Origin of the sequence: Komagataeibacter saccharivorans (assembly GCF_004348195.1) — a bacterium.
GTDB lineage: Bacteria > Pseudomonadota > Alphaproteobacteria > Acetobacterales > Acetobacteraceae > Komagataeibacter > Komagataeibacter saccharivorans.
Window position 1 is genome coordinate 2,454,798 of record NZ_CP036404.1, and the last position, 12,463, is coordinate 2,467,260.

At 62.5% G+C, this 12,463-nt stretch carries 13 protein-coding genes and 1 tRNA gene; 4 read left to right on the forward strand and 10 right to left on the reverse strand.

The window, feature by feature from the left end:
• The 3 genes from KSAC_RS11320 to KSAC_RS11330 are packed head-to-tail and all read right to left on the reverse strand — an operon-like array spanning nucleotide 1 to nucleotide 2,731.
• The gene (locus KSAC_RS11320) at nucleotides 1-585 is read right to left on the reverse strand and encodes a LutC/YkgG family protein (RefSeq protein ID WP_102325231.1); all 585 of its coding nucleotides are present in this window, start codon (nucleotides 583-585) and stop codon (nucleotides 1-3) included.
• Nucleotides 582-1,991: a lactate utilization protein B gene (locus KSAC_RS11325; protein ID WP_132305449.1), complete on the reverse strand. Its 1,410-nt coding sequence runs from the start codon at nucleotides 1,989-1,991 to the stop codon at nucleotides 582-584. Before KSAC_RS11325 ends, KSAC_RS11320 begins: the two co-directional genes overlap by 4 nt.
• A complete protein-coding gene (locus KSAC_RS11330; protein WP_102325233.1) occupies nucleotides 1,988-2,731 on the reverse strand; it encodes a (Fe-S)-binding protein in 744 nt (247 codons plus the stop codon). Before KSAC_RS11330 ends, KSAC_RS11325 begins: the two co-directional genes overlap by 4 nt.
• 106 nt (nucleotides 2,732-2,837) lie before the next feature.
• Here KSAC_RS11330 and KSAC_RS11335 point away from each other — a divergent pair, with 106 nt between their 5' ends.
• Nucleotides 2,838-3,782, forward strand: coding sequence for a LysR family transcriptional regulator (locus KSAC_RS11335; RefSeq protein WP_102325234.1), 945 nt, complete (start codon nucleotides 2,838-2,840; stop codon nucleotides 3,780-3,782).
• A gap of 9 nt (nucleotides 3,783-3,791) precedes the next feature.
• Here the strand turns inward: KSAC_RS11335 and KSAC_RS11340 are convergent, their stop codons facing one another.
• Entirely contained in the window at nucleotides 3,792-4,853 is a 1,062-nt protein-coding gene (locus KSAC_RS11340) for a zinc-binding metallopeptidase family protein (RefSeq protein ID WP_132305451.1), read from the reverse strand.
• Nucleotides 4,850-5,767 (reverse strand): transglutaminase family protein, encoded by a 918-nt coding sequence (locus KSAC_RS11345; protein ID WP_132305453.1) that lies wholly within the window; start codon nucleotides 5,765-5,767, stop codon nucleotides 4,850-4,852. The genes KSAC_RS11340 and KSAC_RS11345 overlap by 4 nt, the downstream gene beginning before the upstream one ends.
• 289 nt (nucleotides 5,768-6,056) lie before the next feature.
• On the opposite strand from KSAC_RS11345, the gene KSAC_RS11350 reads away from it, so the two are divergent.
• Nucleotides 6,057-7,523: a circularly permuted type 2 ATP-grasp protein gene (locus tag KSAC_RS11350; protein ID WP_102325237.1), complete on the forward strand. Its 1,467-nt coding sequence runs from the start codon at nucleotides 6,057-6,059 to the stop codon at nucleotides 7,521-7,523.
• Nucleotides 7,520-8,554 (forward strand): alpha-E domain-containing protein, encoded by a 1,035-nt coding sequence (locus KSAC_RS11355; RefSeq protein ID WP_243705211.1) that lies wholly within the window; start codon nucleotides 7,520-7,522, stop codon nucleotides 8,552-8,554. The genes KSAC_RS11350 and KSAC_RS11355 overlap by 4 nt, the downstream gene beginning before the upstream one ends.
• A gap of 101 nt (nucleotides 8,555-8,655) precedes the next feature.
• Here KSAC_RS11355 and KSAC_RS11360 read toward each other — a convergent pair.
• The 5 genes from KSAC_RS11360 to KSAC_RS11380 all read right to left on the reverse strand — a co-directional run bounded on the left by KSAC_RS11360 (nucleotide 8,656) and on the right by KSAC_RS11380 (nucleotide 11,308).
• Nucleotides 8,656-8,730: transfer RNA gene (locus KSAC_RS11360), tRNA-Gln, on the reverse strand.
• A 91-nt stretch (nucleotides 8,731-8,821) separates the two neighbouring features.
• The gene (locus KSAC_RS11365) at nucleotides 8,822-9,463 is read right to left on the reverse strand and encodes a TetR family transcriptional regulator (protein ID WP_132305455.1); all 642 of its coding nucleotides are present in this window, start codon (nucleotides 9,461-9,463) and stop codon (nucleotides 8,822-8,824) included.
• A gap of 57 nt (nucleotides 9,464-9,520) precedes the next feature.
• On the reverse strand, nucleotides 9,521-10,357 hold the full coding sequence (gene proC / locus KSAC_RS11370) for a pyrroline-5-carboxylate reductase (protein WP_132306255.1): 837 nt from the start codon (nucleotides 10,355-10,357) through the stop codon (nucleotides 9,521-9,523).
• Nucleotides 10,357-10,860, reverse strand: coding sequence for a type III secretion system chaperone family protein (locus KSAC_RS11375; RefSeq protein ID WP_102325241.1), 504 nt, complete (start codon nucleotides 10,858-10,860; stop codon nucleotides 10,357-10,359). Before KSAC_RS11375 ends, proC begins: the two co-directional genes overlap by 1 nt.
• 151 nt (nucleotides 10,861-11,011) lie before the next feature.
• Entirely contained in the window at nucleotides 11,012-11,308 is a 297-nt protein-coding gene (locus tag KSAC_RS11380; protein WP_102325242.1) for an accessory factor UbiK family protein, read from the reverse strand.
• 163 nt (nucleotides 11,309-11,471) lie between these two features.
• On the opposite strand from KSAC_RS11380, the gene rfaD reads away from it, so the two are divergent.
• Nucleotides 11,472-12,452, forward strand: a complete 981-nt coding sequence (rfaD, locus tag KSAC_RS11385) for an ADP-glyceromanno-heptose 6-epimerase (RefSeq protein WP_132305457.1) — start codon at nucleotides 11,472-11,474, stop codon at nucleotides 12,450-12,452.
• Nucleotides 12,453-12,463 lie beyond the last annotated feature (11 nt).

Here is a 12,463-nt window from a genome sequence, read left to right on the forward strand (position 1 = left end):
TCAGGTAAACCAGACGGAAAGCGTGCGCACGCCCTGCGCGCCACGGATCAGCACGCCCTGAATATCCGCCGTGGCGGACGGGCCGCTCATCAGCACGCCATAATTGGCAGACCGGAATTCCGGCTGCTTCTGATACGCAGTATGCATGTTGGCCGTAATCGCATCGGCTGACAGCAGCACCACGATATGCTGCCCCAGATGGGCAAAGGAATTGATCGGAAGCTGGGCTTCGCTCAGGAAGATCGATCCCATTTCCGCAATGCCGAAGGCTGCGCGCACCACGGTCACGTCTATCGTCGCGGCATCCTGCGGGGTCTTGATCCGCTCGACCGGCAGCGTCCCCCTGGCCTCCGGCACGTTGGAACAGATCACCTTCGCATCCGGGTGGCGGCGCAGGATGGCTTCGTCCAGCGTTTCACCCTCCACCGGTTCCAGTACGTCACCGCCCAGTATCTTTAGGCTGGTGATGAAACGCTCGCGGCTGGCATCCAGGTCGCCCAATGTCGCAACGGGCGGCAGGGGATGGTTTTCCGGCGTGGGGCGATTGTTCCGCAGGGCCTGCAGGATTTCATCGCGTGCGCTCATTTTGCGGTCTCCGCTGCGTCAGTCTGGCCGGGTGCGCGGTTTTTCTTGTACCAGTCATGGAAGGTCTGCTTGACCGGATGGGGGTTTTCGCGGTGCTTGCCCCACGGGTTCAGCCAGTTATACAGCACGAAGCGCGGCATGCTGGCCAGCGAGACCTCGGTCATCTTGATGGCGGCGCGATACATCTTGGGCTGCCCCATGAGCTTGCCCGCCATGTGCATGATCTCGCGCTTGACGAAGGGCATTTCATGGTGCTGCACCAGCACGCGACGCCATTTGTAAAGCTGTTCGTGGATGTTGATCTTGACCGGACAGACATTGGTGCAGCTTCCGTTCAGCGTCGAGGCATAGGGAAGCGTGCTGTATTTGCGCTCGTTGAAGGTGGGATCGATGATCGCGCCGATCGGGCCGGAATAGACCGCGCCATAGGACAGCCCGCCAGACCGGCGGTAAACCGGACAGGTATTCATGCACGCGCCACAGCGGATGCATTTGAGCGATGTCCAGAAATCTTCCATGCCAAGGCGGGCGGAACGGCCATTATCCACCAGCACCACATGCATCTCGCCGCCCTTCTGCGGGCCACGGAAATGGGTGGTGTACTGTGTGATGGGCGATCCCAGCGCACTGCGTGACAGCAGGCGGATGAAAACGCCCAGATCAGCCATGCGCGGCACAAGGCGTTCGATGCCGATGGTGGCGATATGCAGGTTGGGCACTGTCGCACTCAGGTCGGCATTGCCTTCATTGGTGCAGACAACGAACGTGCCGGTTTCCGCCACCACGAAATTGCCGCCCGTCATGCCTGCATCGGCGTGCAGGATCACCGGCCGCGCGGCCTGACGCTGCGCTTCGGCCAGCAGGTGCGGGTCACGGATATCGGGATCGGTGTGGTAGTCCTTGGCGAATATCTTCGCCACGTCCGATGTCAGCTTGTGGACGGCCGGGACCACGATATGGCTGGGCAACTGGTCATCAAGTTGCTGGATGCGTTCGCCCAGATCCGTTTCGGTCACGGTAACGCCCTGTTTTGCAAGATAGGGCCGCATGTCACACTCTTCGGTGACCATGGACTTGCTCTTGATCAGGTTGCGCGCGTTATGGGCCTTGAGGATTTCACCCACGATGCGGTTATGTTCAGCCCCGTCGCGCGCCCAGTGGACGTGAATGCCGTTCTTCTTCGCGTTTTCTTCGAACTGTTCAAGATATTCGGGCAGGCGCGAGAGCGTGTGTTCCTTGATGCGCGATGCTTCCTCGCGCAGTTCCTGCCATTCCGGCAGGATGTGCATCTGCGCGTCACGCTTCTGGCGCATGTCCCACAGGCGTTCGTCATGGAACTGGAGATGGGGCGCATCTTCCAGAAAATGCGCGGCGGCCTTTGCGTGATTGACCGGTCTGTTGCTCATTCTGCTGCTCCGTTAAGGATCTGCGCGATATGAATGAAGCGGATCGGAACGCCCGCGCGTTCGGCACAGCCCTGCTGGTGCATCGTGCACGACGAATCGGCGGAGACGATGTATTCCGCCCCGGCCTGATGATGGTCGCGCACCTTGTCCACGCCCATGCGGGCGGACACGGCTTCTTCCGTAACCGAGAAGGTGCCGCCGAAGCCGCAGCATTCATCAGGCCGTTTCGGGGTGACGAAGCGGATGCCCCGGACTTTTTTCAGCAGGTCCATCGGCTTTGAGAACGGCTTTTCCCCCAGTTCGGACATGCTGGCGGTGCGCAGGGCGCGCAGCGTGCCGCAACTGTTATGCAGTCCGACGGTGTGATTGAACTCCGCCCATGGAAATGCGTCCACCTTCAGCACGTCATGCAGGAATTCCACCAGTTCGAAGGTGTTTTCACGCACATGGCGGACTTCGTCGGTCTGGGGAATCGCATCGAAATTGTCGCGCACATGATGTGTGCAGCTTCCCGAAGGCATGACGATCTTGTCGAAGCGCGCGAAGTTGCGCACGAACAGCGCTTCCGCCGCCGCAGCGTCCGAATTGCAGCCTGAATTGCCCATCGGCTGGCCACAGCAGGTCTGGTCCAGCGGATATTCAACATCCAGCCCCAGTTTCTCCAGCAGTTCCAGCGTGGCGATTCCCGCCTCGGGGTAGAACGCGTCGATATAACATGGAATGAACAGGCCAATCTTCATTACGGGATACTCATCCTCAGCACGATTGGCGCGAAACGTGGCGCATGGCATGTTATTTCGTCAAATATATATTGAAGGCCCTTTCCATATATAATTTATATGGAATATGGATTTAAGGCATTTACGATATTTCGTGGCAGTTGCCGAGAACGGCAGTTTCACCCGTGCGGCGGAACAGCTTGGCATAGAACAGCCGCCATTGAGCCAGCAGATCAAGCAGCTTGAAAATGAACTGGGCGTGCTTCTGTTCCAGCGCCTGACGCGCGGGGTCCGGCTGACGGATATCGGGCTTGTCCTTCTGGATCAGGCCCGTGCGCTGCTGGGGATGCAGCGGCAGTTCCTGTCCACCGCGCGCGGGCTGGCCCGGGGCGAGAAGGGGCATATCCGCGTGGGGCTGGCGGGCGCGGTCTCCCTGCTGCCGCTGATCCCGCTGACCGTGCGCCGCTTTTGCGAAGTGTGGCCCGATGTCACCATCTACCTTGAGGAAAGCAATACCCCGGCCCTGCGCAAGGCGCTGCATGACCGGGCCATTGATATCGCAATCGTCCGCCCGCCAGTGCCAGACGGGGCGGGGCTGCTGGTTTCCCCCCTGCTGGAGGAGGAAACGGTGGTCGCCCTGCCCAAGGGCCATCCGCTTGCCATCCATCCGAATCTGGAACTGGAGATGCTGGCCGATGAACCCTTCATCATCTTCCCGCGTGAACTGGGGCCGGGCTTTCATGATGCGATCCTGTCAGCCTGTCACAATGCAGGTTTTACGCCGCGCATGGGCCAGCAGGCCCCGCAGATCGCATCGACCGTGCCGCTTGTGGCCGCAGGACTGGGGGTATCGGTCGTGCCGCGTTCGCTGCACCAGATCCATTCGGGCGGCGTGACCTATCATTCACTGGGGGCGAAAGCGCCGCGTGCGGAACTGGCCATAGCCATGCGGGCGGGCCAGCATGTGCCGCTTATGACGAACTTCATCGCCACCCTGCGCGCCTGCTGTCAGGACATGAACGACAGCGCCATTTCCATAGCCCCCGCCAGCCCGGACATGGAAGGGGCGTAGCGTCCCCGCTCAGCCCACGCGGCTGTGATGGATCAGGTCGTGGATGAAGGACAGCTTGCGCAGGATTTCGGGTGTCAGCACGAACGGATAGAAATCCGGCAGGCCCATGGAGCGGTTGAGGCTGTTGGCGGCATAGGTAAGGGGCAGCCAGCCTTCCGTAATCTCCGTAAACGACATTTCGGTATACGGGTCCTTGCGCACGGTGGCGCGCAGCGGCGGGGCAGTGGCCCCCGGCGCGTCAATGGACATGCCATAGGCCCAGGCGGTTTCCAGCGTCGAGATGATATGCAGGTAATGCGCCCATGTTTCCGCAAAATCCTCCCATGGGTGGGATGTTGCGTACTGGCTGACATACCGCCCCTGCCAGGTATTGCCGGAAGGGGTTTCGTAGTGTTTTTTCAGCGCCTGTGCGTAATCGGCACGGTCGTCGCCAAATACGTCCCGGCAGGCGGCAAGGCGTTCGGGCCCGCCGTCGCGTACCAGCATATTCCAGTAATAATGCCCTACCTCGTGACGGAAATGGCCCAGAAGGGTGCGGTAATATTCCCCCATTTCCAGTCGCATCCGTTCACGCTGGGCATCGTCCGCCTCATTCAGCGCGATTGTGATGACGCCATTCATGTGCCCGGTCATGGCGGGCGAGCCATCGGGCAGGCTGTCCAGAAAATCGAAGGCAAGGCCGCCTTCGGGGTCCTCGCGCCGGTTGCGCAGCGGCAGGCCAAGGCGCAGCAGGGTATAGAACAGCCGGTGCTTGGCCACTTCCAGCTTCTGCCACCGGGCGGTATTGCCCACCACTGACAGGTTGGGAATGGTGCGGTTGAAACTGCATGCGACGCAGAATGGCTTTCCCGGTTCGGCCAGCCAGTTGCATACCCCGTAATCATTGTTGGCACATAGGGCGCGGGGCGTATCGGGGGCGACGATGGGACGCCATAGCCCGTCGCCCGTGGCTTCCAGCGCACTGAGGGTGGTCCGTTCAGGCAGGTAGCCCAGTGTCAGGCCACAGCGTTCACATGCCGTATTTTCAAAAAACAGGACCTGCTGGCATGACTGACAGAAAAAAAGCTTCATGAGGGGCGCGTCAGTCTTCGCGGGCTGGCATGGATTTCGCTCATGGCGGGCAGGGGCATGGTTTCCATCACGGCTTCGAATGTGGCGACGCACTGGTCCAGCAGCCCGCTTACGGGGGCGGCGTCCTGCGGGGTGACGGCGACGGCCAGCGGGACATGCCCCTGTGCGGCCAGCAGGCCCGATGTCGTATCCAGACCGATCCATCCCGCACCCGGTATGTAAACCTGCGTCCATGCGTGAAGTTCGCAGCCCAGACGCTCCGGGGCGTCGCGTTCGGGCTGGAACAGGTAGCCTGATACGAAGCGCGCGGCAAAACCCAGGCGGCGCAGCACGGCAATCAGCAGCCAGGCGCTGTCGCGGCATGAACCGGCGGCGTTACGCAGGGTTTCCTCCGGCGACCAGACACCGGCTTCAAGCCGGATACAGTAGGTGATGCGCGCCGCGATCGCCCGTGTCAGGCCGGTCAGCAGGTCCAGCGTGGGACAGGGCAGGGTCGCGCGCCATTCCCGTGTCAGGGCATCCAGCAGGGGTGTGGGCGTGGTCTCCGTCGCTTTGTGCGGCGCCAGCAGGTACGCGCCCAGCGCGGGATCGGCATTCATGCCGTTGGCCGACCACAGCCGGGCATGCGGCGCGATGGTGAAGGTAAACGGGTCGGTGGGTGTCTGGTCCGTGGTCAGGCGGACGGTTACGTCAAAATGCGTGACCCGTTCGCCAAAAACGACGCGGGCGATGCGGTTGCCGCAGGCGTCATTGCTCCATGTGCGCGTGTGGGCCGCGGGGGCGATGTCCAGCGCGTGCGACAGCACGTTGCGGGTGCCGGGCAGCGGGTGCAGGCGGATCGTTTGCGGACCAAGGTGGACAGGCCGGTCGTATCGGTATCGCGTGTGGTGGACCAGCATGGCATGCGCGTTCATGTACTCACTCTCAGCCCCGGAAAACTCTCCCGCATGCCGGCCATCGTGATCCGGCGATGGTAACGGTCTGGACGCGGTTATGGATGCCCCGCCCACGCTATCAGGATTGGCGTTTGCAGCAATATCGTATTTTTCAGGCATTTGGGCGCGAATGGAAGAAGAATGCAGATTCGTTCTTGGCAAGAGACGATTTTCTTGCTCCGCTAGGTTGGGATCGAAACTGAAACGACAGGTGGGTGGACATGATTCCTTCGCGCCTGATCCACCTCCATCCCAGCGGAGGTAGGGCATGCATGATATGAAAATGGCGGCGCAGGCAGCGGGTCTGTTCGCGACATACGACATTCCGGATTTTTTTTGTGAACTGCTCAACCGTGGGGATACGCCCCCTCCCGGCCTGCAGATGGTGCGCGACAGGCTGGCCCGCTTTGACCTGACGGAACTCCGCCGTCGCGCGGCCGCGGTAGAGGCGCAGTTCTACCGTCTGGGCATCACCTTTACCGTCTATTCCGACCGCGAGGCCATCGACCGCGTCCTGCCGTTCGATGTCATTCCCCGCGTGCTGACGGCGGCGGAATGGGATCATGTCGAACGCGGCGTGCAGCAGCGCGTCCGGGCGATCAACCTGTTCCTGCATGACATCTATCACGACCGGCATATCCTGCGCGATGGCGTGGTTCCCGCCGATCTGGTGCTGGGCAATCCCAATTACTGTCAGGCCATGGTCGGGCTGGATGTGCCCGGCGGGGTTTACGTGCATATCAATGGCACCGATCTCGTGCGGGACCGTGATGGCCGTTTTCTGGTGCTTGAAGATAACGCCCGCACGCCATCGGGCGTATCGTACGTGCTGGAAGACCGGCAGATGATGCTGCGTCTCATGCCCGATCTGGCAACCGGGCTCAATATCCGCCCGGTCGATGAATATGGCCCCCGGCTGCATCGCGCACTGGTGGAAGTCGCCCCCGCCGGTGTCACGGAACCGCAGGTCGTCCTGCTTTCCCCCGGCATCTATAACGCCGCGTATTTCGAACACGTATTCCTTGCCCGCGAAATGGGTATTCCGCTGGTCGAAGGCCGCGACCTGATGGTGGAGGACGGATACGTATACATGCGCACCGTCGCCGGGCCGCGCCCGGTCCATTCCATCTATCGCAGGCTCAACGATGATTTTCTGGACCCGCTGGTCTTCAACCCCGACAGCCTTCTGGGCGTGCCCGGTCTGGTTGACGCCTACCGGCGCGGGAACGTGACGCTGGCCAACGCGATTGGCACCGGCGTTGCCGATGACAAGGCGGTATATGCCTACATGCCGCGCATCATCCGCTACTATCTGGATGAGGAACCGATCCTGACCAATGTGGAAACCCATATCTGCGCCGAACGCGCGGGGCTGGAATACACGCTGGCCAATCTGGAACAGCTTGTGGTCAAGCCGGTGGGGGAATCAGGCGGTTACGGCCTGCTGATCGGCCCGCATGCGTCACAGGCCGAACTGGCCGAGTTCCGTGACCGGCTGCGTGCCAATCCGGCCAATTACATAAGCCAGCCGGTTATCAGCCTGTCGGTATCCCCCACCCTGTGCCCCGCAGGCGTGGAAGCGCGGCATGTCGATCTGCGGCCATTCGCCGTGACGGGGGAAAGCACATGGGTCCTGCCCGGTGGCCTGTCCCGCGTGGCGCTGCGCAAGGGATCGCTGGTGGTCAATTCCTCGCAGGGTGGTGGATCAAAGGATACGTGGGTGCTGGCATCATGACACAGGTTTCTGCCTTTACCGCCCCGGCCCTGCCGGGGCTGCGCAACCTGCTTTCGCGTTACGGCGAAAACATGATGTGGCTGGCGCGCTATATGGAGCGCATCGAGAACATGGCCCGCCTGATCGATGTGACGGGTTCGTCCGTGCAGGGCAGCAACAGGGACGCGGGATGGGACAGTGTCATCCGCATCAACGCGGATGAGGCGTTTTTCTTCCATCACCACAAGGCCGCGACCGAGCAGGCCGTGGTCGCCTTTTATATTACCGAGAGCGAGAACCCCGATTCAATCAAGTCCATGGCCCGCTGCGCGCGTGAAAACGCCCGTGTGCTGCGGCCCCTGATCTCGACCGAGATGTGGATGCACCTGAATGTCTTTACCCGTTGGGTCGTCGATCTGGGGCCGGAGGATGTGGGAGCCAGTTACCTGTCCGCCCTGTGCACGCGGCTGAAACAGGACTGCCAGACGCATTTCGGCATTACGGAGGGGACGCTGTACCGCGATCAGGCGTGGCAGTTCTACAGTCTTGGCAAGAATCTTGAACGTGCGGACCAGATCACGCGGCTGATCGACATCAAATACCATACCCTGCTGCCCAGTGGGGCCGGGGTGGGGTCGGATATCGATATGAGCCAGTGGACATCCGTGCTGCGGTCGGCTGCCGCCTACCACGCATTCCGCCGCGTGCTGCCCGATGGCATGACACCGGCCAATATCGTGGGCTTCCTGCTCAAGAACGATGGCTTCCCGCGTTCTCTGTCCACCAGCCTGCGCAATGTATACAGCGCGCTGGGCATACTGGCGGGCGAATACCGGCTGCGCCAGTGTGGTCCGATCCTTGAACGGGTGGAAGAACTGCGGGTGACGCTGGTGGAGCAGACGGTGGAAGACATCATCCTGCGTGGCCTGCATGAATACATGGACTGGATACAGCGCGAGCTGCGGCAGTTGCAGAACGAGATCGCGCAGGCCTTCTGGCCCCCGGTCGTATCGGTGGCCCCCATGGGCGGCATGGAGCAGATGCAGGACTGAAAACGCGGCCCATCGTCATGCCGATGTATGGCGATGGGCATGCGGTTCCGCACCCGGATGCGCGGGTGCAGGGAACAGATAGCGATTTCAGGAAAAGTGGCTGGCTGGGGCGGGAGGGTTCGAACCTCCGCATGGCGGAATCAAAATCCGCTGCCTTACCACTTGGCTACGCCCCAACATGCAGCAAACCGCGCGATTCGCGTGATTGGTGTTCTTCTAATGTCTAAAGGGCTGTCCCGTAAAGGGGGGACAGCCCGGTTCGCGCCTTCAGGCGGAAGGTTCAAGCGGCAGATCGACCATCGGGTCGGTTTCCATATCGTAATCAGCCGGTGAAGCGGGGGCCTGCGTCGCGGCTGGGGCAAGACCGGTAAAGCGGGCGGCGCGGTCAAGGGCCTGATCCAGCGCGGCCATGGTGATGCCCATGTCCTGACTGTCATCACGGTCCCATGTCCGCAGGGTCAGGGTCCACACCCCCACCAGCGCCTGCAGGCGGACAGCGCCAGCCAGCCCCCCGGTTTCCATCCCGGCGGCGTCGGCCATCCATTTCATGCTTTCCAGCGTGGCGCCGCCCAGTACCACCGCCAGCAGCGGGTCGGTCGGCAGGGCGCGCAGGACGCTGCGCACGCCTTCACGATACTGCTGGAACACGTCCAGACGCCGCATGAGCATGTCAAACAGCTTTTCGCGCACGCTGCCTTCGGATTCGTCCTCGATCAGGGCCGCCTCATCGGCCTGCCGCCCCAGCGTGAGCAGGATCGTGGTCTTGCACGGAAAACGCTTGCGCGCGGTTTCAAGGCTGAGTCCGGCATCCCGTGCGGCATCAACGACCGTCGTGCGCCGCCATCCGTGCAGACCGGCACGTTCCAACGCGGAGCGGAGAAGGGTGGCGTCAAACTGGTCGTTATCCATAGAGGGCTTGATCTTCCGGGTTAGGGGTATCGGGGGGAGCCATGCGCTGCCACATGGTTATGCAACGGGCTGGGCGCCTGACAGTTCACGCGAACGTCGTGCCGCGGCCCGCAGGGCGCGTGACATGGTGGCGGGCCAGGCGTCAGCGGCCATCAGGACTTCAAGCGCCTGCTGCGTGGTGCCGCCGGGGCTGGTCACGTTATGGCGCAGGATGGCGGAATCGGTGCCGCTCCGGATCATCAGCGCGCCCGCGCCCGCCACGGTCTGGCGTGCGATCTGGCGGGCCAGGGCGGGGGACAGCCCTTCCGCCACGCCAACCTGTTCCATGAGTTCGGCCAGAAGATAGACATAGGCCGGACCACTGCCCGATATCGCGGTCACGATGTCCATCTGGTCTTCACGGTCCGCCCACGCCACGTCGCCTATGGCGCGCAGCAGGCGTGTGCACAGGTCGCGCTGGGCCTGTGTCGCGGCGGGCGGGGCGTAACACACGGTCATGCCCTGTCCGATGCTGCTGGGTGTATTGGGCATCGCCCGGATCACCACGGGCATCGGGCTGCCTGCGGGCAGGTGATCCGTCAGCATGTCGGTCAGGCCGCCCACCGTACGGCCCGCAAGAACGGACAGGACCGGCGCACGCAGCGCGAAGGGGGCGATCGCCGCCATCACGGCATCGACCTTCTGCGGTTTGGTGGCCAGCACGATCATGCCGGGGTGGAAATCGTCGGGCACGTCATCGGCGCTGCGCACGAGGTGGTGCGGCGCGGGAACTGAGTCGCGATGCCGGTCGATGATGAAGGAAGGGGCAAGCCCTTCCTTCAGCCATCCATCAAACATGGCGCCACCCATCTGGCCGCAGCCGACAAGGAGGAGGGGGGGAAGCTGCTGCGTCATCATGCCATCCCGGCACAGTCGAGCATTGCAGCTTCGAGTGCCTCTGCTGGGTTTTTGCCGCCCCACAGCACGAACTGGAACGCAGGATAGAAACGTTCGCATTCGGTCAGGGCGATATCAATCATGTCCTCAAGGCTTTCCATGGATGCGCCACGCGATCCGCGCAGCAGCACCGCATGGCGGAATACCGGCGTGCCATGTTCCATATCCATGCCGAAATGGCCGATCCACAGCCGCTCGTTCGCCAGCGCCACCAGTTCGAACAGGTTGCGCCGCTGGCCCGCGGGCACCTTGAGGTCGAACGTGCAGGTGAAATGCATGGCGTTCACTTCTTCCGACCAGCAGAAGAACAGGCCGTAATCGCACCATTTGCCCGGTGCTTCGGCCGCCATTTCCGAATCGCTGCGGCGTTCGAAGTTCCAGTCGTATCCGCCGACGATCTGTTCCATCAGATCAAGGGGATTCGTATTGCGTGAGATTGCTGTCTGAGTCAGAGCAGGCATGTGGCACTCCCCGAAGCCGTCGTGGAGGAAATCCGGGCATGACGCCGGATTCCGTGTCTCTGCAACCCGATCCGCGTCCTGTTACGGGGAATCAGGGCGCGGGCCGTCCGGTTACACTATGGCCCGCGCGCACCGGCTGCAAGCGTTGTCCTCAAAGCCCGGAACGGGGCGGGGACGATGGCGCGGTCAGGCTGGCTTCAAGATCGGACACGCGCTCTTCCAGCCGGGCGATCTGGCTTTCCATCGTGGCCTGCGCCTGACGGGCGCGGCTGGCGACCTCGCGCACGACTTCGAATTCGTCGCGGCGGACAAGGTTCAGGCTGCCAAGTGTTTCATCCACGCGGGCACGGACGATGGCTCCGATTTCCTCACGCACACCGGCCAGCGCCGAGAACGCGCCACCGGCCACGCCTGCGAGGTCATCAAGAATGCGGGGCCTGTCGGACATAGGGGATACTCCATGACGTTCCGCGCCGTGTCTGTGCCAGACCGCGCGAAGGGGGAAAGGGCACTACTATAGACACATTGCCGCCTCAGGGCTATCCGCACGATTGTAGCGACCGTACATACGCTGCAACATCAACTTCCATGCGACAGGCGGGGTGCGGACAGTGATCGTGATTACGGGGGGAGCCGGGTTCATCGGGTCGTGCATGCAGCAGGCCCTGCATGCGCGCGGCATCGAAACGGTGGTGGTGGACTGGCTGGGCAATGCGGGCAAGTGGCGCAACCTGCGCCATCATGCCCCCGCGCGTATTGTCGCGCCCGAGGCGCTGGACGCATGGCTTGCGACCCGGCCGGACATTTCCGCCGTCATCCACATGGGCGCGATCAGCGAGACCATGGCCACCGATGGCGATCTGGTATGGCGCACCAATGTGGACCTGTCATGCCGCCTGCTGGAATGGTGCGCGCGCGAAGGGGTGCGTTTCATCTATGCCTCCTCCGCCGCGACCTATGGCGCGGCGGATACCGAAGACCGGTTCAGTGATGATCCGGCGCAGCTGGATACGCTCCGTCCGCTGAACCTGTATGGCTGGTCCAAACATGCGTTCGACCAGATTGTGCTGCGGCGTCTGGGGCAGGGGGATCTGCCGGGCCTGTCATGGGCGGGACTGAAGTTCTTCAACGTCTATGGCCCCAACGAGTACCACAAGGGGGCGATGATCTCCGTGGTGAAGGTCAAGTATGACGAAGCCCGTGCCGGTCAGCCGCTACGGCTGTTCCGTTCCGACGTGCCGGGCCTTGCCGACGGGGCGCAGGCGCGTGACTTCATCTGGATTGGCGATGTGGTCGATGTCATGCTGTGGCTGCTGGACCATGCGGGCGTGTGTGGCCTGTTCAACTGTGGCACGGGGGTTGCGCGCACCTATACCGATCTGGCCCATGCGGTGTGTGATGCGGCAAACGTGCCGCGCCGCATCGAATTCATCGATATGCCCGCAGCCCTGCGCGGGCAGTACCAGTCCTTTACCTGCGCTGACATGCGCAGGCTGCGCGCGGCAGGCTACACCCGTCCCTTTACCGCGCTGGAAGACGGGGTGCGGCGTTACGTGCAGGACCACCTTGCCGCAGCCGACCCGTACATCTAGCCATTGCGTCC